The 23384-nt window shown below is 70.9% G+C and carries 15 protein-coding genes and 1 other RNA gene; 14 read left to right on the top strand and 2 right to left on the bottom strand.

All coding sequences use genetic code 11. The annotated features are described in order from the left end of the window. The first annotated feature begins 8 nt into the window (after positions 1-8). From IFU19_RS12635 to ffs, 6 genes are all read left to right on the top strand, one after another. Entirely contained in the window at positions 9-1214 is a 1206-nt protein-coding gene (locus IFU19_RS12635; protein ID WP_192014210.1) for an ROK family transcriptional regulator, read from the top strand. Between the two features lie 137 nt (positions 1215-1351). Beyond that, entirely contained in the window at positions 1352-2710 is a 1359-nt protein-coding gene (locus IFU19_RS12630) for an extracellular solute-binding protein (RefSeq protein WP_055838514.1), read from the top strand. 2 nt (positions 2711-2712) lie between these two features. Beyond that, positions 2713-3645 (top strand): carbohydrate ABC transporter permease, encoded by a 933-nt coding sequence (locus tag IFU19_RS12625; protein WP_055838512.1) that lies wholly within the window; start codon positions 2713-2715, stop codon positions 3643-3645. Then, complete coding sequence (locus IFU19_RS12620) at positions 3642-4550, top strand: carbohydrate ABC transporter permease (RefSeq protein ID WP_235561623.1); 909 nt, start codon at positions 3642-3644, stop codon at positions 4548-4550. Before IFU19_RS12625 ends, IFU19_RS12620 begins: the two co-directional genes overlap by 4 nt. Before the next feature lie 27 nt (positions 4551-4577). Next, the gene (locus tag IFU19_RS12615) at positions 4578-7604 is read left to right on the top strand and encodes an alpha-mannosidase (RefSeq protein WP_192014208.1); all 3027 of its coding nucleotides are present in this window, start codon (positions 4578-4580) and stop codon (positions 7602-7604) included. Between the two features lie 139 nt (positions 7605-7743). Beyond that, positions 7744-7840: signal recognition particle sRNA small type (gene ffs, locus IFU19_RS12610), an RNA gene on the top strand. Between the two features lie 30 nt (positions 7841-7870). Here the strand turns inward: ffs and IFU19_RS12605 are convergent. Further along, on the bottom strand, positions 7871-8548 hold the full coding sequence (locus IFU19_RS12605) for an NUDIX domain-containing protein (protein WP_192014206.1): 678 nt from the start codon (positions 8546-8548) through the stop codon (positions 7871-7873). 41 nt (positions 8549-8589) lie between these two features. On the opposite strand from IFU19_RS12605, the gene IFU19_RS12600 reads away from it, so the two are divergent. From IFU19_RS12600 to recR, 7 genes are all read left to right on the top strand, one after another. After that, positions 8590-9363, top strand: a complete 774-nt coding sequence (locus IFU19_RS12600; RefSeq protein ID WP_342343419.1) for a DeoR/GlpR family DNA-binding transcription regulator — start codon at positions 8590-8592, stop codon at positions 9361-9363. Between the two features lie 73 nt (positions 9364-9436). Continuing rightward, positions 9437-11581 (top strand): phosphate acetyltransferase, encoded by a 2145-nt coding sequence (gene pta, locus IFU19_RS12595; RefSeq protein ID WP_055838501.1) that lies wholly within the window; start codon positions 9437-9439, stop codon positions 11579-11581. Continuing rightward, positions 11578-12828: an acetate/propionate family kinase gene (locus tag IFU19_RS12590; RefSeq protein ID WP_192014202.1), complete on the top strand. Its 1251-nt coding sequence runs from the start codon at positions 11578-11580 to the stop codon at positions 12826-12828. The genes pta and IFU19_RS12590 overlap by 4 nt, the downstream gene beginning before the upstream one ends. 77 nt (positions 12829-12905) lie before the next feature. After that, complete coding sequence (locus IFU19_RS12585) at positions 12906-13640, top strand: HAD family hydrolase (RefSeq protein ID WP_192014200.1); 735 nt, start codon at positions 12906-12908, stop codon at positions 13638-13640. Between the two features lie 119 nt (positions 13641-13759). Next, entirely contained in the window at positions 13760-16297 is a 2538-nt protein-coding gene (locus tag IFU19_RS12580) for a glycoside hydrolase family 65 protein (RefSeq protein ID WP_192014198.1), read from the top strand. A 348-nt stretch (positions 16298-16645) separates the two neighbouring features. Then, positions 16646-19705: a DNA polymerase III subunit gamma and tau gene (locus IFU19_RS12575; RefSeq protein ID WP_192014196.1), complete on the top strand. Its 3060-nt coding sequence runs from the start codon at positions 16646-16648 to the stop codon at positions 19703-19705. Then, entirely contained in the window at positions 19705-20298 is a 594-nt protein-coding gene (gene recR / locus IFU19_RS12570; protein ID WP_192014194.1) for a recombination mediator RecR, read from the top strand. The genes IFU19_RS12575 and recR overlap by 1 nt, the downstream gene beginning before the upstream one ends. Before the next feature lie 57 nt (positions 20299-20355). Here the strand turns inward: recR and IFU19_RS12565 are convergent, their stop codons facing one another. Continuing rightward, positions 20356-21753, bottom strand: coding sequence for a threonine/serine ThrE exporter family protein (locus IFU19_RS12565; RefSeq protein ID WP_192014192.1), 1398 nt, complete (start codon positions 21751-21753; stop codon positions 20356-20358). A 174-nt stretch (positions 21754-21927) separates the two neighbouring features. Here IFU19_RS12565 and IFU19_RS12560 point away from each other — a divergent pair, with 174 nt between their 5' ends. Then, positions 21928-23214 carry an aspartate kinase gene (locus IFU19_RS12560; protein WP_055838480.1) on the top strand — a complete coding sequence of 429 codons (1287 nt, stop codon included), beginning with the start codon at positions 21928-21930 and terminating at the stop codon, positions 23212-23214. The last annotated feature ends 170 nt before the right edge of the window (positions 23215-23384 follow it).

The raw sequence follows: 23384 nt of genomic DNA, 5'->3' as shown, positions 1-23384 counted from the left end.
CGGGGGCCATGCGTACGGGATCCAACCTGCCCGCCGTGGGCGAGTACAACCAGACGCTGGTGCTCGACCTCATCCGCCGCTCGCCCGAGGGGCTCAGTCGCGTGGAGCTCTCGGCACGCACGGGGCTGAGTGCCCAGACGCTCAGCAACGTGACGCGCCGTCTCGCCGACGAGGGACTCATCGTCGAGGCCGGCAAGGTCATCTCGGGACCGGGAAAGCCCCGCACCCTGCTCAAGCTGCAGCCGCGCTCGCGTTTCGCGGTCGGGGTGCACCTCGACCCCGTCGTCGACACGATCGTGGTCGTCGACATGGCCGGCGAGGTGATCGCGCACGACGAGATCCCGCGTCTGCCGCACGCCGATGCCGCTGAGCTCGTGGAGGCCGTGGGCGCCGCCGTCGACGCGATCGTCGAGCGCGCCGGCATCCCGCGGGAACGCGTGCTCGGCGTCGGCGTCGCGGCCCCGGGCCCCTTCGACGCGCGCGGGGGCCGGCTGCTCGACCCGCCCCTGCTTCCGCAGTGGCACAACGTCCACGTCCGCGAGGATCTCGGGGCGGTGACCGGGCTTCCCGTCGTCGTCGAGAAGGACGTCACCGCGGCCATGATCGGCGAGATGTGGTTCGACCGCTCCGACGTGCTGAGCGACGCGATGTTCCTGTACTACGGCGCCGGAGTCGGCCTGGGAGTCGCCATCTCGGGCGCTCCGGTGCGCGGACGCACCGGCAACGCCGGCGGCATCGCGCACGTGGTCGTCGATCCCGACGGACCGCCCTGCGCGTGCGGGTCGCGCGGGTGCCTCGGGGTGTCGATCGAGCCGCGCGTGCTGTTGGCCGAGGCGGGCTACGACGCGGTCTCCGCCGACGACACGCGCCCCGATCTCGACCGTCTTGTGTGCGAAGCACGCGACGGGCACGCTCCCGCCGTCGCGGTGCTGCAGCGCACGGGGGAGCGGATCGCGCGCGCGCTGGTCGTGACGAACAACCTGCTCGACGTCGACGAGGTGGTGCTGGGGGGTCCCGTCTGGGAGCGTCTGGCCGAGGTGCTGCACGACACGGTCGCGACCCGCGTGGCGACCGACCCGGTGTCGACGTCGACGCGGGCGATCGTCGTCCGCGCCTCGAGCGTGGGCCTCGACGTCGCGGCCGTCGGCGCCGCCTGCCTCATGCTCGACGGGGCCTTCGCGGCTCGCCCGGCGCGCATGATGATCGCGATCTGACCCGTAATCCGGCGGGTCATAGCGCGCCGTGTCCTGATCGTTACGTCGCCGGTGGCCGCGCGACTTGCCGAGTTAGTCCATTTGATTTATAAAAGGTTCTGGCGACGCGGTGTCTCCACCCGAGCAAGGGAGCTTCCATGAAGAAACTGACGATGGCGGGCGGTCTTCTGACCGCGACCGCCCTGACCGTGGCCCTGGCCGGCTGCTCCGGCGGCAGCGGCGACGCGGGCGACGCGAACACCATCCGCGTGGCGTACCAGACCACGGCGACCTTCAACTCGATGCAGACGTTGATGGAGAACGCCAAGACGCAGTACGAGGCCGCGCACGAGGGCATGACGGTCGAGCTCGTTCCGATCCAGGCCGAGGGCGCCGACTACTACACGAAGCTCGCGCTGATGAACAAGTCGGCCAGCACCGCCCCCGACGTGCAGTACGAAGACACGTTCAAGATCCAGTCCGACGCGGCCGCCGGCTACCTGCTGCCCCTTGACGACTACCTCGCGAAGTGGGAGGACTGGTCGCAGTTCGCCGAGGGCGCCAAGCAGGCCGGCCTCGGCCCCGACGGCAAGACCTACGGCGTCTCGCTCGGCACCGACACCCGCGGCCTCTGGTACAACAAGGCCGTCTTCACCGCCGCCGGTATCCCCGTACCGTGGCAGCCGAAGACCTGGGACGACGTGCTCTCGGCCGCCGAGAAGGTCAAGTCGTCGAACCCCGACGTCATCCCCCTCAACGTCTACTCCGGCAAGACCGCCGGTGAGGCCGCGTCCATGCAGGGCCTCGAGATGCTGCTCTACGGCACCGAGGACACCCTCTACGACACCGACGCCAAGAAGTGGGTCGTCGGCAGCCAGGGCTTCAAGGACTCGCTGCAGTTCGTCTCCGACGTCTACCAGGGCGGCCTCGGCCCGTCGCTGCAGCAGGCGCTCGACCCCAACATCTTCACCAGCGTGACGGCCGATTGGCTGCCGTCGGGCAAGCTCGCCATGGCGCTCGACGGCTCGTGGCAGTCGGCCGCGTGGGTCGAGGGCGGCTCGGCCGCGTGGCCGGAGTGGAGCGACGCCCTCGGCATCGCCGCCATGCCGACCCAGGACGGTCAGGCTCCCGGCTCCACGAGCATGTCGGGCGGCTGGACCCTCGCGATCGGCAAGAACACCAAGAACGCCGACGCCGCGTGGGACTTCCTCTCGACCGCGGTGAACAAGGACAACGCCACCGCGTACGGCATCGACAACAGCCAGATCGCCGTGCGTGCCGACGTCGCCGAGTCGAGCGAGTACCTCGACGCGAACCCGAGCTTCAAAACCTTCTCGAGCTTCGTCGACACCACCCACTTCCGCCCCGCCACCGAGGACTACGACAAGATCTCCAACCAGATCCAGGTCGCCATGGAGGCCGTCATGACGGGCCAGTCCAGCGTCGATGACGCCGCCGCCGCCTACGACCAGGCCGTCATCGGCATCGTCGGCGAAGAGAACACCCAGCAGGGCTGATCGTGACCGCCCTGGCTTCCCCCGGGGCGACCGGAACCGGCCGGGGGTCGCGCGTGAAGACGCGCGGCCTCCGGTCGTCGGCCCGGGCGCTCCCCCTTCTGCCGGCAGCCCTGCTGCTCGCGGTGTTCCTGCTCGGCCCCATCCTGGTGTCGCTGTGGGGCTCCCTCACCAACGCCACCCTCTCGGGCTCGACGGCGGTGGACTCGCAGTTCATCGGATTCGACAACTACACCCAGCTCTTCCAGGCCCCCGACTTCCCGGTCTCGGTGATCAACACGATCGTGTTCGTGTTCTTCTCCGCCGTGATCGGTCAGAACGTGCTCGGCCTCGCTCTGGCGCTCATGATGCGCTCGGCGAACCGGGTCGTCACCGCCGTGGTCGGCACGATCGTCGTGACGGCGTGGGTGCTGCCCGAGATCGTCGCCGCGTTCGCCGCGTACGCGTTCTTCCGTGACAACGGCACGCTCAACGGCATCCTCGCGATCTTCGGTGCGGAGCCGGTGAGCTGGCTGTTCACGATGCCGGTGCTCATGATCATCTTCGCCAACATCTGGCGCGGTACGGCGTTCTCGATGATGGTCTACTCGGCCGCCCTCGCCGACGTCCCGCCCGAGATCACCGAGGCCGCCGAGGTCGACGGTGCCAGCGGCATCAAGCGCCTCTTCTTCATCACGATCCCGATGATCCGTTCGACCATCGGCACCAACTCGATGATCGTCACCCTGCAGACCCTCTCGGTCTTCACCCTGATCTTCGTCATGACCGGCGGTGGTCCGGGCAACAAGAGCACGACGCTGCCGATCCTCGCTTACCAGCAGGGTCTGAAGTTCGGCGAGCTGGGCTACGGCACGGCGATCGCGACGATCATGCTGCTCATCGGTGCGGTCTTCTCCTTCTTCTACGTCCGCGCCCTGCGCGAGGAGGTCTCGTCATGACCACCGCCACACTCCCCGAGGTGTCGGGCCGCAGCCGGGCCGCCGCCCGAGCCCCGAAGCGCACGAAGGCGTCCCTGTCGTCGCCCCGCACCCGCGTGCTGAGCTGGATCTCGAACACGCTGCTGATCGTCGTCGCCATCCTGTTCGTGGTGCCGCTCATCTGGCTGGTCACCGCCTCGCTCGACGCGCAGCCGACGCTGGCGATCAAGATGCCCGAGGTCGTCACCCTCGACAACTTCGCCGCCGTGATGAAGCCCGACCTGCTGTTCCTGCCGCTGTGGAACAGCGTGATGCTCGCCGGTGGCACCGCGATCGCGACGGTCGTGCTCGCGTCGCTGGCGGCGTACCCGCTGTCGCGCTACAAGATGCGCGTCGGAAAGCCCTTCCTCTACGCGGTGCTGTTCGGCACGTGCCTGCCGATCACGGCGATCATGGTGCCCGTCTACAGCCTGTTCGTGCAGCTGAACCTCATCGACTCGGTCGGCGGGACGATCCTGTTCCTCACCGCCAGCGCGCTGCCCATCGCGATCTGGATGATGAAGAACTTCATGGACGGCGTGCCCGTCGAGCTCGAGCACGCCGCGTGGATGGACGGCGCGGGTTCGATGCGCACGCTCGTGCAGATCGTGCTCCCGCTCATGCGCCCCGGCATCGCGGTGGTGTTCATCTTCACGTTCATCCAGGCGTGGGGGAACTTCTTCGTGCCCTTCGTGCTGCTGCTCAGCCCCGACTACCAGCCGGCCGCCGTCAGCATCTTCAACTTCTTCGGGTCGTTCGGAGCCGTGGCGTACGGCCAGCTCGCCGCGTACTCGATCGTCTACTCCCTTCCCGTCCTCGGCCTGTACGTCCTCGTGCAGCGCGGCCTCGGTGGTCCGTCGGCCCTCGCCGGCGCGGTCAAGGGCTGACCCGTCCCCCCAGACAAGGAACACTTCATGCACGACCGCACCGCGCTCATCGAGATGCGCATCGACCGCTTCATCCGCGAGCGGCTCGCCCCCGCCGTCTACCGCACCCGCGAACCCCTCGACGTCTCGGCCTGGGAGGCCCCGGGCGAGCCCGTGACCTTCGCCGAGGCCCGGGATGCCGAATACCGTCCCTTCGCCGTCGGCACGCCGTGGGGCCGGGCGTGGGGGACCACCTGGTTCGCCGTCTCGGGTCGGATCCCGACCGACTGGCGCGACGCCGCGGGCGACCTGCCCGAGGGCACGGTGGCCGAGCTGGTCATCGACCTCGGCTTCACCGCCGGCCAGAGCGGCTTCCAGTGCGAGGCCCTCGTCTGGAACCGTGACGGGGCGCCGATCAAGGGCGTCTCGCCGTTCAACAACGCCACCCCGGCGGCCCTCGACGCCGACGGCCGCGTCGACGTGCTCGTCGAGGCCGCGTCGAACCCCGACGTGGGGAGCCTCTTCACCTTCGAGCCCACGCACCTGGGCGACCTCGCCACCGCGGGCGACGCTCCTCTCTATACGCTCCGCGACATGTCGATCGGTCTGCGCGACCTCGCCGTGTGGGAGCTGCTGCAGGACTTCCGTCTGCTGCAGGGCCTGCTCGCCGAGCTCGACGCGACTTCCGCGCGCCGCGCGACCCTGCTGCAGGGCATGGATGCCGCGATCGACGCGGTCGATCCCGACGACGTCGCGGGCACGGCCCCGGCCGCCCGCGAGGTGCTCGCTCCGCTGATGGCCGCGCCCGCGGCATCCAGTGCGCACGTGCTGCACGCCGTCGGCCACGCCCACATCGACTCGGCCTGGCTCTGGCCGGTGCGCGAGACCGCCCGCAAGGTCTCGCGCACGTTCAGCAACGTGCTCTCGCTCATGGACGAGGACCCCGAGTTCGTGTTCGCGAGCTCGTCGGCTCAGCAGTTCGCCTGGATGAAGGAGCACTACCCGGCCCTCTGGGAGCGGCTGAAGGCCCGCGTCGCCGAGGGGCGCTTCGTGCCCGTGGGCGGCATGTGGGTCGAGTCCGACACCAACATGGTGGGTGGCGAGGCCATGGCCCGTCAGTTCGTCGAGGGCAAGACGTTCTTCCTCGACGAGTTCGGCATCGACACCGAAGAGGTGTGGCTCCCCGACTCGTTCGGTTACAGCGGCGCGCTGCCGCAGATCATGAAGGCCGCGGGGGCCCGCTGGTTCCTCACGCAGAAGATCTCGTGGAACGAGACCAACCGCATCCCGCACCACACCTTCCGCTGGGAGGGCATCGACGGCTCGCGCATCTTCACCCACTTCCCGCCGGTCGACAAGTACAACTCCGAGGTGACCGCCGCCGACCTCGCGCACGCCGAGCGCAACTTCGCCGACAAGGGCCGCGCCCGCACCTCGCTGCTTCCTTACGGCTTCGGCGACGGCGGCGGCGGACCCACCCGCGAGATGACCGCGACGATCGCCCGCACGCACTCGCTCGAGGGTGCGCCGATCGTGAAGCACTCCACCCCGCGGGAGTTCTTCGAGACGGCCGAGGCCGAGTACGCCGACCCGGCCGTCTGGGCGGGGGAGCTGTACCTCGAGTTCCACCGCGGCACCTACACCAGCCAGCTCCGCACCAAGCAGGGCAACCGTCGCAGCGAGCACCTGCTGCGCGAGGCGGAGCTGTGGGCGGCGACCGCGACCGTGCGCACGGGAGCCGCCTACCCGGCCGAGACGTTCCAGCGGCTGTGGCGTCTGGTGCTGCTGCAGCAGTTCCACGACATCCTGCCCGGCACCTCGATCGCCTGGGTGCACCGCGACGCCGAGCGCAACTACGACGCGATCGCCGCCGAGCTCGAACAGGTCATCGCCGACAGCCTCCGCGCCCTCGTGGGCACCGGCGACCGCGCGGTCGTGGCCAACGCCGCCCCGCACCGTCGCGCCGGCGCCCCCGCGCTCGCGATCGCCCCCGTCACGCCCGCGGGCGACGTCGCCCCGCGCGCCGCGGGCGAGGCGTTCGTGCTCGACAACGGCATCGTGCGCGCCGAGATCGACGGCCGGGGCCTGATCGTCTCGCTCGTGGATCTGGCATCCGGCCGTGAGGTCGTCCCGGCGGGGCAGGTGGCGGGACTGTTCGAGGTGTTCCGTGACACGCCCACCCAGTGGGACGCGTGGGACATCGACGAGACGTACCGCCGACACGTCACGCCCCTCGACGCGGCCGACAGCGTACGCATCGAGGGCGACGCCCTCGTCGTCGAGCGATCCTTCGGCGAATCGACTCTCGTCACGCGCATCGCGCTCGGCGAGGGGGCGCGCACCGTGCGTCTGTCGCTCGACGTCGACTGGCACGAGCAGCAGAAGCTGCTCAAGCTCGGCGTCCCCGTCGACGTGCACACCGACCGCGCGGCATCCGAGATCCAGTTCGGGCACATCGTGCGCCCGACCCACACGAACACGTCGTGGGATGCCGCGCGTTTCGAGACCGCCGCGCACCGCTGGGTGCGTGTCGCCGAGCCCGGCTTCGGCGTCGCGGTGACGAACGACTCCACGTACGGCCACGACATCACGCGGCACGAGCGGGCGGCGGGCGGCACGTACTCGCTGGTGCGCCTGTCGATCATCCGCTCGGCGGTCTTCCCCGACCCGGGTCAGGACCAGGGCGCGCATCACCTCGAGGTGGGTATCGTCATCGGCGCCGACGTGGTCGACGCGGTGGCCGAGGGCTACCGCACGAACCTGCCCGCGCGAGTGGTGACGGATGCCGCGGAAGAGCACGTGGCGCCCCTGGTGGCGATCGACACCCCCGGCGTCGTGGTCGAAGCCGTCAAGCTCGCACAGGACGGCTCGGGTGACGTGGTCGTGCGTCTCTACGAGGCCCTCGGGCAGCGCTCGCACGCGCGGCTTGAGGCGGGCTTCGAGGTCGACGGAGTGAGCGAGACCGATCTGCTCGAACGCGAGATCGACGCCGTCGCGGTGTCGAACGTCGCGGGCGGCGCGGTCGAGCTCGACCTGCGCCCCTTCCAGCTGGTGACGCTGCGGCTGAAGCGCTGAAGACGGGCGCCGTCGGGCGCGAGAGAGACGCGGTGCGGCCGGGGTGCGAGATGCCCCCGGCCGCATCGTTCGTTCGCGGGTGCCCTGCCGGGGGTGGTGGGGGTGACCACGAGCGCCCGTTCCCGTCGGGTAAGCTGTACACGGCTCTCCGCGTGGCGGTATCCCGGCCAACTCCCCCAGGACGGAAACGTAGCAAGGGTAACCAGGCTCTACCGGGTGCGCGGAGGGTCTTTTCTTTTGCCCCGACGCTCGAGCGGCGCCTCGTCTCAGGCCCGCGCGAAGGGTCCGTCGAGCACCGCCCACTGCAGCAGCAGGATGGTCTTGGCATCCTGGATCGCACCGTCGCGGATCATCGACAGGGCGTGATCGATGTCGTACTCGAGGATCGCGATCTCTTCGCCCTCCTCGATCAGACCACCGTGTGCGCCGACTCCGCTCGCGCCGTCGTAGGGGGCGGCGAAGAAGTGCAGGCGCTCGGTGACGGAGCCGGGGCTCATGTAGACGTCGAACACGTGCTGCACCTCGGCGACCCGCACCCCGGTCTCTTCCTCGGCCTCGCGGCGGATCGCGGTGACGGGGTCGTCGTCGTCGAGGAGCCCCGCCGCGGTCTCGATCAGCATCCCGTCGGGGTGGCCGTTGACGTACACGGGGTAGCGGAACTGCCGGGTGAGCAGAACCGTGCGCCGTGACGGGTCGAACAACAGGATCGTCGCCCCGTTGCCGCGGTCGTAGGTCTCGCGCGTCTGGGTGGACCACTCGCCGCGGTCGTCGCGGTAGCGGAAGGTCGTCGCGCGCAGCACGTGCCACCCGGCGGCGAGGAGCTCCACGTCGGTGACCTGCACGCGGGGGTTCCGGTCGAGGTCGCGTCCGGTGAGGTGCAGGCCCGTGCGGCCGCGGTGGTCGGGGACGGTGGTGCCGGGGCGCGCGGGGGAGAGATCAGCCATGATTCGGAACAATAATGTAGAAACGTGAAAGAATGCGAAGCGTGTTACTCCCCGCCGCTCGCAGAGACGCCCTGCTCGACCGCCTGCGCCGGGACGGTCGCCTCGTCGTGAAAGACGTCGCGCTCGACCTCGGCCTCTCCGAGGACAGCATCCGTCGCGACCTCCGCGAACTGGATGCCGCGGGCCTCGCCGTGCGCGTCTACGGCGGTGCCCTTCCGGCTTCGCCGGCAGTCGCCGACTACGACACCCGCGCCCGTGTCGCCCGAGACAGCAAGACGCGCGTGGCCGAGGCCGCGGTGGCCCTGATCGAACCCGGCGCCACCGTGCTGCTCGACGGCGGCACGACGACGCTCGCGCTCGTCGACGCGCTGCCCCGCACGTTCGCGGGCACGCTCATCACGCACTCGCCCACGATCGCGGCGGCGCTGCTGCACCACGACGCCGAGGTCGTCATGCTCGGCGGGCGCCTCTTCAAGCATTCCGCCGTGGCGTGCGGGGCCGCGGCCGCCGAGGCCGCCCGGGGAATCAGCGCCGACGTGTTCTTCCTCGGCGTCACGGGCGTCCACCCCTCGGCGGGATTGACCACCGGCGACGCCGATGAGGCGGCGATGAAACGCGTGCTCGCCGAGCGGGCCGCCGAGACGTTCGTGCTCGCGAGCGAAGAGAAGCTCGGCGCGGCCTCGCGATTCGGCATCCTCCCCCTCGACGCGGTGGCGGGCGTGGTCGCCGATCTCGATGGCGACGCGGTCCTCGCCGACGAGCTGACCCGGGCGGGCGCGCGGCTGATCGGCACGGGGGCGCGCCGCGAGACCTGAGCGGGCGCATCCCGATCACTCGACGCCGAAGCAACCCCGGTGCGATGTCCCCGGGCCGCAATAGGCTGGCTGCGTGACGCAGAGCATCTACATCACGTCCGCCGAGGGGCACTCGGGCAAATCCTCCGTCGCGCTCGGAGTGCTCGACGCACTCAGCCGCGTCACCCCGCGCGCGGGGGTGTTCCGGCCCATCGCGCGATCCACCGCCGAGCGCGACTACGTGCTCGAGATGCTTCTCGACCACGACAGCGTCGACCTGGCGTACGACGACTGCGTCGGCGTCACCTACGACGACGTGCGCGACGACGCCGACGCCGCGCTCGCCCGCATCGTCGAGCGCTACAAGGCCGTCGAGGCCCAGTGCGACGCCGTCGTCATCATCGGCAGCGACTACACCGACGTCGGCAGCCCCGCCGAGCTCGCCTACAACGCGCGTATCGCCGCCAACCTCGGCGCACCGGTGCTGCTGGTGCTGGGCGGTCGTGCGCAGCAGGGCCACAGCGAGACCCTGGGCCTGTCGGTCGCGCGCACCCCTCAAGAGGTCGGGCAGATCGCCTCGCTGGCGATCTCCGAACTGCAGCACGAGCGCGCCGCCCTGTTCGCCGTCATCGCGAACCGCGCCGACGCCGACCGGCTCGACGAGGTCGTGGCATCCGTCCGCCAGGTCGTCGATGCGGCGCACGTGGCAGACACCGCCGAGCGGCGCCGCGTGCCGGTCTGGGCCCTGCCCGAAGACCGATTCCTCATCGCCCCGTCGGTGCGGGGCGTGCTGCGCTCGGTCGAGGGCGAGCTGATCAAGGGCGATCCGGCCCTGCTCACCCGCGAGGTGCTGGGCGTGGTCGTCGCTGGCATGTCGATGGTCAACGTGCTGCCCCGGCTGAAAGAGTCCGCGGTCGTGGTGATCCCCGCCGACCGCTCCGAGGTGCTGCTCGCCGCCCTGCTCGCCAACGCGTCGGGCACCTTCCCCTCCCTCGCCGGCATCGTGCTCAACGGCGGGTTCGAGCTGCCCGACGCGATCGTTCGTCTCATCGACGGCCTCGGCTCGCCGCTGCCGATCATCGCCACCGACCTCGGTACGTACGACACGGCCGTGCGCATCATGAACACCCGCGGGCGCCTGGCCGCCGACTCGCAGCACCGGTACGACACGGCGCTGGCGCTGTTCGAGCGTCACGTCGACACCGAGCTGCTCACGAGCGAGCTCGGCGTCGCGCGCCCGAGCGTCGTCACCCCGCTCATGTTCGAGTACGGCCTGGTCGATCGCGCGCGCACCGACCGCCGCCGCATCGTGCTGCCCGAGGGCACCGACGATCGCGTGCTCCGCGCCGCCGCCACCGTGCTCGCGCGCGGGATCGCCGATCTCACCATCCTCGGCGAGCCCATCGAGGTGCGCGGGCGGGCGATCGAGCTCGGCATCGACATCCGCGACGCCGAGGTGCTCAGCCCCTTCGACGCGGTGCACGTCGAGAAGTTCGCCACCGAGTACGCGCGGCTCCGCGCGCACAAGGGCGTCACCCACGCGCAGGCCGCCGACACCGTCACCGACGTGTCGTACTTCGGCACGCTGATGGTGCACCTGGGACTGGCCGACGGCATGGTCTCGGGTGCCGCGCACACGACCGCGCACACGATCCGCCCCGCGTTCGAGATCATCAAGACCGCACCCGGCGTCTCGGTCGTCTCGAGCGTGTTCCTCATGGCGCTCGCCGACCGCGTGCTCGTGTACGGCGACTGCGCCGTCATCCCCGATCCCACCAGCGAGCAGCTCGCCGACATCGCCGTGTCGTCGGCCGCGACCGCCGAGCAGTTCGGCATCGAGCCGCGCGTGGCGATGCTGTCGTACTCGACCGGCGAGTCGGGCACCGGCGCCGACGTCGAGAAGGTGCGCACCGCCACGGCCCTCGTGCGCGAGCGAGCCCCCGAGCTTCTCGTCGAGGGCCCGATCCAGTACGACGCCGCCGCCGACGCCGCGGTCGCCCAGGCCAAGATGCCCGGATCCGAGGTCGCGGGCCGCGCGACCGTGTTCGTCTTCCCCGATCTGAACACCGGCAACAACACCTACAAGGCCGTGCAGCGCTCGGCCGGAGCCGTCGCGATCGGCCCCGTGCTGCAGGGGCTCAACAAGCCCATCAACGACCTGTCGCGCGGCGCCCTCGTCGACGACATCGTCAACACGATCGCGATCACCGCGATCCAGGCCCAGGGGAGCCCCGCGTGAGTGTCGTGCTGGTCGTCAACAGCGGTTCGTCGTCGTTCAAGTACCAGTTGCTCGACATGGAGCACGAGCAGGTGCTCGCCTCGGGACTGGTGGAGCGCATCGGCGAGCCTTCGACGGGCCCGGGGACCGGCGGAGTCGCCCAGCACACCGTGAAGGCGGCGGCCCTGGCCGCCGGCGACGGCCCCGCACCCGCGGTGACCGACGCCACCTTCACCATCGAGCGCGAGATCCCCGACCACACGGCGGGCTTCGCCGTCATGCTCGAGGCGTTCGCCGCGCACGGACCCTCGCTCACGCAGCGCCCGCCCGTCGCCGTCGGCCACCGGGTGGTGCACGGAGGCGCGCGCTTCTTCGAGCCGACGGTGATCACGCCCCTCGTCGAGATCAACATCGACGAGCTCTCGGTGCTCGCCCCGCTGCACAACCCCGCCAACCTCGCGGGCATCGTGGCGGCCAAGAAGGCCTTCCCCGGCGTGCCGCACGTCGCCGTCTTCGACACCGCGTTCCACCAGTCGCTGGCGCCCGAGGCGTACACCTACGCCATCGACCGCGAGGTCGCCGAGGCCCACCGCATCCGCCGTTACGGGTTCCACGGCACGAGCCACAAGTTCGTCAGCGAGTCGGCGGCGGCCTTCCTCGGTCGCCCGCTCGGCGAGCTCAAGCAGATCGTCTTCCACCTCGGCAACGGTGCGTCGGCCGCCGCGATCGAAGGCGGTCGCTCGGTCGACACCTCGATGGGCCTGACCCCCCTCGAGGGGCTCGTGATGGGCACGCGGTCGGGCGACCTCGATCCCGCGGTGCTGTTCCAGCTCGCGCGCCGAGCCGACATGTCGATCGCCGACCTCGACACCCTGCTCAACAAGCAGTCGGGGCTCAAGGGGCTCGCCGGCGTCAGCGACATGCGCGACATCGGCGAGCGACGGGATGCCGGTGACCCGGCCGCCCAGCTGGCCTTCGACGTCTACATCCACCGGCTCCGCGCGTACGCCGGTGCCTACCTGGCGCAGCTCGACGGCGTCGACGTCATCTCGTTCACCGCCGGGGTGGGCGAGAACTCCTTCCGCGTGCGCGAAGAGGCGATGGCCACCCTGGGCTTCGCCGGCGTCGAGATCGACCCCGAGCGCAACGCGCGGCGCGAGCGCGGCATCCGTCGAATCTCCTCCGACGCCTCGCGCGTCGAGGTGCTCGTGGTTCCCACCGACGAAGAGCTCGAGATCGCCCGCCAGACCCTGTCGGTCACCTCCTGAGTCACCCCTCGCCGCTACGCTGATCACCGCGGCGCCAGGGGCGGCCGTTCGCCCTCTTCGCCGATTCGGAGCCCGCCATGACCGACACCTCCACGTTGCCCGACCTCACCGCCTACGACGCGGTGCTGTTCGACCTCGACGGAGTGCTCACGCCCACGGCCGAGGTGCACATGCGCGCGTGGAAAGAGATGTTCGACGAGCTGTTCGCCGTGTGGAAGATCGAGCCGGCGTACACCGATCGCGACTACTTCGAGTACGTAGACGGCAAGAAGCGCTACGACGGCGTCGCCAGTCTGCTGCGCAGCCGTGACGTCGAGGTGCCGTGGGGCGATCCGTCGGACGACCCGTCCGAAGACACCGTGTGCGGCGTCGGCAACCGCAAGAACGCCGTGTTCTCGCGCATCCTGCGCGCCGAGGGCATCGCTCCCTACCCCGGCTCGGTGGCGCTGCTGGACGTGCTCGAGACCGCGGGCATCCCCATCGCCGTCGTGTCGAGCTCGAAGAACGCAGTCGAGGTGCTTGAGGCCGCGGGCCTGCGCGAGAGGTTCCCCGTCGTCATGGACGGCATGGTCGCCGAGCGCGACCACCTGGCGTCCAAGCCCGCCCCCGACGTGTTCGCCGAGGCGGCGCGCATGCTCGGCGTCGACCCGGCCCGGTCGGTCGCCGTCGAAGACGCGCTCAGCGGTGTGCGCTCCGCCGTCGCGGCCGGATACACCGTCGTCGTGGGCGTCGATCGCGGCGTCGGAGCCGAAGACCTCGCTGCAGCCGGCGCCACGGTGGTCGTCGACGACCTCGCCGCGTTCGTAGACTGAGCCGTCGCCACCCGCGACGCCCCCACCGTCGTCCCCACGACGAACCCGAGCTCCACCCGCGCGAACGGCATGCCGCCTTTTCGCGGAGACCCGAACCCGCCACCGGAAGGCACGCCCCGATGATCGATCGCGATCGCTTCCCCATCGACGAATGGCGCCTCGTCGAGACCGAGTTCTCGCTCGACGACGTCGGCGTCACCGAGACCCTCTTCGCCCTCGGCAACGGCTACCTGGGCCTGCGCGGCAACTCCATCGAGGGCCGCTTCGCTCTCGAGCAGGGGACCTTCATCAACGGGTTCCACGAGACGTTCCCGATCCGTCACGCAGAACAGGCCTACGGCTTCGCCGAGGTCGGTCAGACGATCATCAACGCGCCGGATGCCAAGGTCATGCGCGTCTACGTCGACGACGAACCGCTCTCGCTCGACGTCGCCGACGTGCGCGAGTACGAGCGCGTACTCGACATGCGCCAGGGGATCCTGCGTCGCACCCTGCTCTGGGTCACCCCCTCGGGCAAGCACGTGCGCATCGAAGACGACCGCTTCGTGTCGTTCGACGAGAAGCACCTCGCGGTGCTGCGTCTCACGGTGACCGTGCTCGACGCCGACGCACCCGTCACCGTCAGCAGCCAGCTGCTGAACCGTCAGGACGGCGAGGGCATCTACGGCGGCTCGCCGATGGCATCCAAGCAGTCCGGTTTCGACCCGCGCAAGACCGAGAAGCTCAGCGACCGTGTGCTGCAGCCGCGCGAGTACTGGCAGGACGGCAACCGTTCCGCGCTCAGCTACGAGGTCACCGAGTCCAACATGACGCTGGCCGTCATCGCCGACCACCTGGTCGACACCGAGAACGACTACACCGCGCGTCAGCTCATCGAGCCCGACATCGCCAAGAACGTCTTCCGGGTGCACGCGCGCGCGGGGGTGCCCACCACGATCACCAAGCTGGTGAGCTACCACTCCTCACGCGGCGTGCCCACGGGGGAGCTGCTCGACCGGTGCCGCCGCACCCTCGACCGCGCGGTCGAGACCGGCATCGACAAGCTCATCGAGAAGCAGATCGCCTGGTACGCCGACTTCTGGGAGCGCTCCGACGTGCGCATCGGCGGTCACGGCGACCTGCAGCAGGCCACCCGCTGGTGCCTGTTCCAGCTCGCCCAGGCGGCGGCGCGCGCCGACGGCCAGGGAGTCCCCGCCAAGGGCGTGACCGGGTCGGGCTACAGCGGCCACTACTTCTGGGACACCGAGGTCTACGTGCTGCCGTTCCTGGCGTACACGTCGCCGCAGTGGGCCCGCAACGCCCTGCGCATGAGGTATCTGATGCTTCCGGCTGCGCGCAAGCGCGCGCACCAGCTGAACGAGGCCGGGGCGCTGTTCCCGTGGCGCACGATCAACGGCGAGGAGGCCTCGGCGTACTATGCCGCCGGCACCGCGCAGTACCACATCAACGCCGACGTCGCCTTCGCGCTGGCGAAGTACGTGCGCGCGACGGGTGACGAGGAGTTCCTCGCCCGCGAGGGCGTGGACATCGCCGTCGACACGGCGCGGCTGTGGTCGACGCTGGGCTTCTGGCGGTCCAGCGACGCCGCCGAAGACGGCGAGCACGACTCGTTCCACATCCACGGTGTGACGGGTCCCGACGAGTACACCACCGTCGTCAACGACAACCTCTTCACCAACGTCATGGCCCGCTTCAACCTGCGCTTCGCCGCGCGGACGGTGCGCGACCTCGCCGACAACAACCCCGACGCGTACGCCCACATGGCCGACCGCATGAACCTCGACCCCTCCGAGCCCGAGCGGTGGGAGCGCGCCGCCGAGGCGATGCACATCCCCTTCAGCCCGGCCCTCGGCATCCATCCGCAAGACGCCGTGTTCCTCGAGCGCGAGATCTGGGACCTCGAGAACACCCCGCCTGACCAGCGTCCCCTGCTGCTGCACTTCCACCCGCTGGTCATCTACCGCTACCAGGTGCTCAAGCAGGCCGATGTGGTGCTGGCGCTGTTCCTGCAGGGCAATCACTTCACGGATGCCGAGAAGCTCGCCGACTTCGAGTACTACGACCCATTGACCACCGGCGACTCCACGCTGTCGGCGGTCGTGCAGTCGATCCTCGCCGCCGAGGTGGGGTACCAGGACCTGGCGCTGGAGTACTTCCGTCAGGCCGCGTTCGTCGACCTCGGCGACCTGCACCACAACGCCGCCGACGGCGTGCACGTCGCGTCGGCCGGTGGTGTGTGGACGGCGCTCGTCAGCGGCTTCGGCGGCATGCGCGACCACTTCGGACTGCTGACGTTCGACCCGCGCCTACCCGCCGACTGGCCCGAACTGTCGTACGTGCTGCACTGGCACGGCACTCGGCTCAACGTCACCCTCACCGCCGATGCGCTCACGCTGCGCGCCGGGGAAGAAGGCGACTCCGTCACTTTCGCCGTGCGCGGCGTCGACTACACCGTCGCGCCCGGTGCCACCGTGCGGGTGACCCTGCACGGACAGGGCCCGGTGCGCCCGGGGCGCCCCTCGATCCGTCAGCTCGAGGGCTCGGTGCGCGAGGACGGCACTCTGCTGTCGGCCTCGGTGCCGATCGTCACGGCGACGATCCCGGTCCTGAACGACGAGGACTCTCCCATCGCGGTCGGCCTCGACGGCGGTTTCTGACCCGCGCGCACGCGGCGGCTCCCTATGCGGGGGTCGCCGCGTGCGGCGTTTCCGGCGTGCCGGGTCTCCAGCCGTAAGTGGCGGCTGGTCGGGCCGCGAGGTGCGGGTGGCCGCGGATGAGCGGGAACATGCCCGCGCCCGTGCGGGGCGGAGGGTCGGGGACCGGGGGAGGACCTGGGCGCCCGTGGCATCCTCCGTTCGTCCCTCGTCCTCCCCTCGCCCCGCGTCGCTGCGCCTTCGCGCCCCGCGCGGTCGCTGTGCCTGCGCTCGCGACGCGCAGTCGAGGTTTCGGACCCGGACGGACGAGGCCGCGGAGGCGATGTCGGAGGTACGCCGTAGGCTGTTCGGGTGACGACAGCCCTGTACCGCCGATACCGCCCGCAGGCGTTCGGCGAGATGATCGGGCAGTCCCAGGTGACCGACCCGCTCATGACCGCCCTGCGCAGCGACCGGGTCGGCCACGCCTACCTGTTCTCGGGTCCGCGCGGGTGCGGAAAGACCACCTCGGCCCGCATTCTCGCCCGCTGCCTCAACTGCGCGGCCGGTCCCACCGACACCCCGTGCGGCGTCTGCGACAGCTGCGTCGAGCTCGGTCGCGGCGGGGGAGGGTCGCTCGACGTCGTCGAGATCGACGCGGCCAGCCACAACGGTGTCGACGACGCGCGCGACCTGCGCGAACGCGCCATCTTCGCGCCGGCCCGCGATCGCTTCAAGATCTTCATCCTCGACGAGGCCCACATGGTCACGCAGCAGGGCTTCAACGCTCTGCTCAAGCTCGTCGAAGAACCCCCCGCGCACGTGAAGTTCATCTTCGCCACCACCGAGCCCGAGAAGGTCCTCGGGACCATCCGCTCGCGCACGCACCACTACCCGTTCCGGCTCGTTCCGCCGGCGGCCATGCTCGAGTACGTCCAAGAACTCTGTGAGACCGAGGGCGTCGCCGTCGAGGCCGGAGTCCTGCCTCTCGTCGTCCGAGCCGGCGGGGGATCCCCGCGTGACACGCTCTCGCTGCTCGATCAGCTCATCGCGGGGTCCGACCCCTCGACGGGGTCCGAGACCGCGCAGGCCGGACAGGTGCTCGTGCGGTACGAACGCGCCGTCGCCCTGCTGGGGTACACCCACTCAGAGCTGCTCGACGAGGTCGTCGACGCGTTCGCCGCGAACGACGGCGCCGGCGCCTTCGCCTCCATCGACCGCGTCGTGCAGACCGGCCAAGACCCCCGGCGCTTCGTCGACGATTTGCTCGAGCGCCTTCGCGATCTGATCATCGTCGCCGCCACCGGGGCCGGAGCCGCGGCCGTCCTGCGCGGCGTCCCCGACGACGAGCTCGAGCGCATGTCGCGTCAGGCCACCGCTTTCGGTACCGCGCGTCTGTCGCGCACGGCCGACCTCGTCGTCGCCGCCCTCGACGAGATGACGGGGGCCACGTCACCGCGTCTGCAGCTCGAGCTGTTGGTGGCGCGCGTGCTCACCCACGCCGGGGTGTCGCAGGGGACGTCTCCCGCCACCGCGCACGACGTCGAAGCCTCGCGCACCTCCGCACCGGCGACGGGGCGTCCCGCCTCGCCGGCGGGCGAGATCGCCGCGCCGGCTGCTTCCCAGTCGCCTGCCGCTCAATCGCCTGCCGCTCCGCGCGTTGCGTCGCCGGGTGCGGCGTCGCCCCGCGTCGCTTCTCCGGGCGCATCCGCGCCGGGGGTCGCGAACCCCGGCACCGCCTCGTCGGGCGCCGTCGCAGCTCCCACGCGCGTCACCGCGCCGGGCATCGCGTCACCCGGCATCGCGACGCCGAACGTCGCGTCGCCGGGCATCGCGTCGCCGGGCATCGCCTCACCCATCGTCGAGTCGTCGGGAGTCGCATCGCCGACGGTCGCCGCGCCCGGATCCGCGGCACCCGCCGTCGCGTCGCCGGGAGCCGCACAGCCGCCGCGTTCCACCCCGACCCCGGCGCCCGCGTCGAACACGTCCGACGATGACGCGCCGCCGCCGTTCACCGACGACGATGCTCCTCCGCCCTACGGCGACGACGACGGTGCGCCGGTCGACACCGGGTCGTTCCGGTCCGGTGCTCGTTCGGGAGCAGGTCGCCCGACGGCTTCGGCTTCGAGCACGGCCCCCGCGGCCGAAACCGAGGAGCCGGTGACGTCCCGTCCGACGGCGGCCGCCAGCTCGCCGCCCGCGGCGGCGTCCGACACCATGTCACCTTCGTCCGCCGGGTCGCGCCCCGCGCCGGCCGAAGAGGCGCACCCGTTCGACACGGCGCCGACTGCCGCCGATGACGCGTCCGACGTCGACGCGTTCCCGGCCGCCCCCACCGACACCGGTTCGGCCGACGCGGCGGATGCTCCCGCGGTGGATGCTCTCGCGGCGGATGCTCCTGCGGCGGATGCTCCCGCGACGGAAGCCCCCGCGACGGAAGCCCCCGCGACGGAAGCCCCCGCGACGGATGCTCCCGCGACGGATGCTCCCGCGACGGATGCTCCCGCGACCGAAGCCCCTACGGCGGAACCTCCCGCGCAGACGGAACCTGCAACGGATGCCCTCACGGCGGACGCCCCGGACGCCTCGGCGGCCCCCGAGGCATCGCCGCTCGAACCGTCGGCCCCCACCCTGCCGGCCACGCCCGTCGGGCCGATCGAGCTGGGCCACGTGCGTGACGCGTGGCCCGAAGTGCTCGGCCAGCTCGAGGTGGCGAGCCGCTCGTCGTGGCTGGTGGTCTCGACGTCGACCGTCGCCGCCTTCGACGACGACGTGCTCACCCTGTCGTTCCGCACGGCGAGTGACCTGGGTGCCTTCAAGACGCGGACCCCCGAGGGAGGCCCGAGCGAAGACCTCCGCCAGGCCATCCAGGCCGTGCTGGGCGTGCGGGTGAAGTACCTCGCCCGTCTCGAGGGCGACCCACCCGGTTCCGGTGGTGCGGGTCCGGGCCGCCCCGGTGGACCCTCCCGTGGCCCCGCCGGCCCCCCGCCCCCGTCGGCGAGCCCGTCGGGCGCGCGGTCGTCGGCGCCGTACGCGTCATCGGTCACCGAGTGGGCCGTCGCTCCCATCCCCACGTCGGGTGGTGCCGCCCCCGAGGCGCGGCGTGCGCCGATCGCCCCGACCACGGCTCTCGCCGTCGACGACGAACCGGCCGACGCGGCGGGCTCGGCTGAGGCGGTCGTCGTTCGCGAGGGTGCCGTCCTTCCCCCGCGCGATGTCGTGGCCTCCGTTCCGGCCCCCGACGAGGTCGACGACGACGACGTCATCCCGCCCGCCGACGAGGTCGAGGCGCCGCTGCCGCCCGTCGTCGTGCCGCGCATGGCACCGCTCGGTGGTGGCGTTCAGCGCTACGGCGAGGCGGTCGTCCGCCAGATGCTCAGCGCCACCTACGTGCGCGACGAGCCCTACGAGCCCCCGACGAGGTTCAACTGATGTACGACGGAATCGTTCAAGACCTGATCGACGAGTTCGGACGCCTGCCCGGCATCGGGCCCAAGTCGGCGCAGCGCATCGCGTTCCACATCCTGCAGTCGCCCTCGTTCGACGTGTCGCGACTGTCGACGCTGCTCGGTGAAATCCGTGACAAGGTCAAGTTCTGCGAGATCTGCGGCAACGTCTCCGAACAGGACCGCTGCTCGATCTGTCGCGACCCCCGGCGCAACCCGGCGCTGATCTGCGTCGTCGAAGACGCCAAGGACGTCGCCGCGATCGAGCGCACCCGCGAGTTCCGCGGGCTGTACCACGTGCTCGGGGGCGCGATCAGCCCGATCGCCGGCATCGGTCCCGACGACCTGCGCGTCACGCAGCTCATGCAGCGTCTCGCCGACGGAACGGTGCAAGAGGTCATCCTCGCCACCAACCCCAACCTCGAGGGCGAGGCCACCGCCACGTACCTCAGTCGGCTTCTGCACACCCTCGAAATCCGCGTCACGCGTCTCGCCTCCGGCCTGCCCGTCGGCGGCGACCTCGAGTACGCCGACGAGGTCACCCTCGGCCGCGCCTTCGAGGGGCGCCGCACGCTCTGACCGAGGGCCGCCGCACGCTCTGACTGCTGCCGCCCGACCCGCGCGACGCGGCGGCGCCTACCGCCGCGTCCGCGAACGCGCCCGCACGACGCTCGACAACGTCGCCCGCAACGGCTGCCCCAGGTAGATGCCCAATGACGCGCCCACGGCCAGGGCGATACCGATCGTGGCCGCCCCGGCCAGGGTGGTGACGCCCGTCATGAGCACGGCCGGGTCGTCGCCCGACTCGACGATGCCGAGCAGGCCGCGGAAGACCGCGGCACCGGGGACGAGAGGCAGGATCGCCGCCGTCGTGATCGCCACCGAGGGCACGTGCAGGCGGTAGGCGACCACGATGCCGATGAAGCTGCCGATGAAAGCGCCCAGGCCGCTGGCCGCCGCCACTTCGAACCCGAGGGTCGAGGCGCCCACGTACCCGGCCCAGGCCACCAGGCTGAGAGCTGCGCTGACGACGATGATGCGCGCGCCGGCGCCGTTGAAGACGGCCACGGCGATGGCGATGACCGCGGCGCCGATGAACTGCACGGTGACGGGGCCCAGCGGCAGGGCGTTCGACGGAGGCGACATCCCGAGCCCGATCACCCGCACGGTCTCGAGGCCCGCGAGGATGCCGAGTACCACGCCGAGCGTTTGCGTGGTGAGTTCGAGGATGCGCCCGGTCGCGGTCAACGCGAATCCGTCGATGGCATCCTGGGCCGCGCCGACCACGGTGAGTCCCGCGAGCATGAGCACGATCCCGGATGCCACGATCACCGACGGGCGGATCGCCGCGGCGGCGTCGAGCCCGGTGTACCGCAGCAGCGGTGAGAGCGCCGCGACGACGGTGAGCACGAAACCACCGGCGATCTGCGCGAAGAAGTAGGGAACGCGGGCGCGGGCCATCAGATGCTGGGTCGTGGCCGCCAGCGCGGCCGCGATGAACGACAGCACGAGGGCGAGCCAGTTCGCCCCGAACATGATGGCGACGCCGGCCGCGAGCGACGCCTGCGAGGCGATGACGATCGCGGGACGGTACCGGAACGGCAGACGCCGGATGGCGCGGCACCGGCTGATGGCGTCGTCGAGCGCGAGCCCGCCCGTGATCTCGGTGATGAGCGCCTGCAGGCGCTGGAGCTTGGCGTGGTCGGGCACCGATCCGCGCACCACGCGCAGCAGCGTCGTCGGGCGGCTCGCCCCCGGCCGACTGTGCGCGATCGTGATCGAGTTGTAGGTGACGTCGACGTGCACCGGGTCGAGTCCGTACGCGCCGCAGACCCGCACGATGGTCAGCGTCACCTCGCTGGCGGGCGCCCCGACGACGAGCATGGTCTCGCCGATGCGGATCGCGAGGTCGAGGATGCGCGTCGACAGCGCCTCGTCGATGACGGGCAGCAGCTGCGTGTCGGGGCTCGCCTCGTCGTCGGTGTGCACGAGACGGCGAAGCGACGACAGCAGTCGACGCGAGGTGGGGGACAACCGCGGGCCTCCAGGAACACGAACCGGGCGGGAGGGCTCGATCCTATCCGCGCGGGGCTGGGTGCACGCATGACGGGGGCGGCATGCGGCCGCCCCTAGGATGGGTCCTCGGGCGCGGCATCCGAGCGCCCCGTCGTGGCATCCCGACGCCCGACCCATCCGGGAGTTCCTCTTATGGCGCTGATCGTCCAGAAGTACGGCGGTTCCTCCGTCGCCGATGCCGAGAGCATCAAGCGGGTCGCGAAACGCATCGTCGACACGCGTCGCGCCGGTCACGAGGTCGTCGTCGCCGTCAGCGCCATGGGCGACACGACCGACGAACTGCTCGATCTGGCGAACCAGGTCGCGCCGATCCCCGCCCCCCGCGAGCTCGACATGCTGCTCTCCAGTGGTGAGCGCATCTCGATGGCGCTGCTGGCGATGGCGATCCACTCGATGGGCTTCGAAGCGCGCTCCTTCACCGGCAGCCAGGCGGGCATGATCACCGATGCCACGCACGGCGCCGCCCGCATCGTCGACGTCACCCCCGTGCGCTTGCGCGAAGCCCTCGACGAGGGGGCGATCGTCATCGTCGCCGGTTTCCAGGGCTTCAACCGCGACACCCGCGACATCACCACCCTCGGCCGTGGTGGCTCCGACACGACCGCCGTCGCGCTCGCCGCCGCCCTGAAGGCCGACGTGTGCGAGATCTACAGCGACGTCGACGGCATCTTCACCGCCGACCCGCGCGTCGTGCCGCTGGCCCGCAAGCTCGACCGCGTGGGCAGCGAAGAGATGCTCGAGCTCGCCGCCAACGGCGCGAAGGTGCTCTACATCCGCGCCGTCGAGTACGCCCGCCGTCACGGCGTGCTGATCCACGCGAGGTCCACGTTCAGCGCGGGCGAGGGCACCTGGGTGCTCGACGCCTCCAAGAAGTCCCCGCTCGTCCCCGAGGGAGCCACCATGGAAGAGCCCATCGTCGCCGGCGTCGCCACCGACCTCAGCCAGGCCAAGATCACCGTGATCGGTGTTCCCGACGTCCCCGGCAAGGCCGCCGACATCTTCAAGATCGTCGCGAAGTCCGGCGCCAACGTCGACATGATCGTGCAGAACGTGTCGGCCGCCGCGACCGCTCGCACCGACATCTCGTTCACGCTTCCCAAGACCGACGCCGCGACCGCCCTGCGCGCCCTCGCCGGCGAGCAGTCCGAGGTCGGGTTCGAGAGCCTGGTGCACGACGACCAGATCGGCAAGCTCTCGGTCGTGGGCGCCGGCATGCGCACCCACTCGGGCGTCTCGGCGACCCTCTTCGAGGCGCTCAGCCTCGCGGGCGTGAACATCGAGATGATCTCGACCTCCGAGATCCGCATCTCGGTGGTCGTGCGCGGCGTCGACCTCGCCGAGGCCGCGCGCCTCGTGCACACCGCCTACGGCTTGGACGGCGAGGCCGAGGCCACCATCCACGCCGGCACCGGTCGCTGACACTCCCGTCCGGGCGTCGCGGGTGCGAAACTCCTGAGTTCCGCCGCGCCGCTTGCGCGCATCCGCGCAATACCGCCATCCACCGGCGCATCCAGGTCGACTTCTCCGGAGTTCGGCCCCCGGCAGCCGACCTGTCCCGGCCCGCGCGCTAGCCTGACCCGAACGCCGCG

The organism is Microbacterium sp. CFBP 8794, assembly GCF_014841235.1.
In the GTDB taxonomy this organism is placed as follows: domain Bacteria; phylum Actinomycetota; class Actinomycetes; order Actinomycetales; family Microbacteriaceae; genus Microbacterium.
Note: the sequence above shows the minus strand (reverse complement) of the source record. Positions and strands in the feature narration are given on the sequence as shown.

What these genes read in the sequence shown, in the direction of transcription:
- IFU19_RS12585 (WP_192014200.1), top strand. Translation starts at nt 12,906, where the DNA reads ATGACCGACACCTCCACGTTGCCCGACCTCACCGCCTACGACGCGGTG.
- recR (WP_192014194.1), top strand. Translation starts at nt 19,705, where the DNA reads ATGTACGACGGAATCGTTCAAGACCTGATCGACGAGTTCGGACGCCTG.
- IFU19_RS12630 (WP_055838514.1), top strand. Translation starts at nt 1,352, where the DNA reads ATGAAGAAACTGACGATGGCGGGCGGTCTTCTGACCGCGACCGCCCTG.
- IFU19_RS12605 (WP_192014206.1), bottom strand. Translation starts at nt 8,548, where the DNA reads ATGGCTGATCTCTCCCCCGCGCGCCCCGGCACCACCGTCCCCGACCAC.
- IFU19_RS12560 (WP_055838480.1), top strand. Translation starts at nt 21,928, where the DNA reads ATGGCGCTGATCGTCCAGAAGTACGGCGGTTCCTCCGTCGCCGATGCC.
- IFU19_RS12635 (WP_192014210.1), top strand. Translation starts at nt 9, where the DNA reads ATGCGTACGGGATCCAACCTGCCCGCCGTGGGCGAGTACAACCAGACG.
- IFU19_RS12580 (WP_192014198.1), top strand. Translation starts at nt 13,760, where the DNA reads ATGATCGATCGCGATCGCTTCCCCATCGACGAATGGCGCCTCGTCGAG.
- IFU19_RS12620 (WP_235561623.1), top strand. Translation starts at nt 3,642, where the DNA reads ATGACCACCGCCACACTCCCCGAGGTGTCGGGCCGCAGCCGGGCCGCC.
- IFU19_RS12615 (WP_192014208.1), top strand. Translation starts at nt 4,578, where the DNA reads ATGCACGACCGCACCGCGCTCATCGAGATGCGCATCGACCGCTTCATC.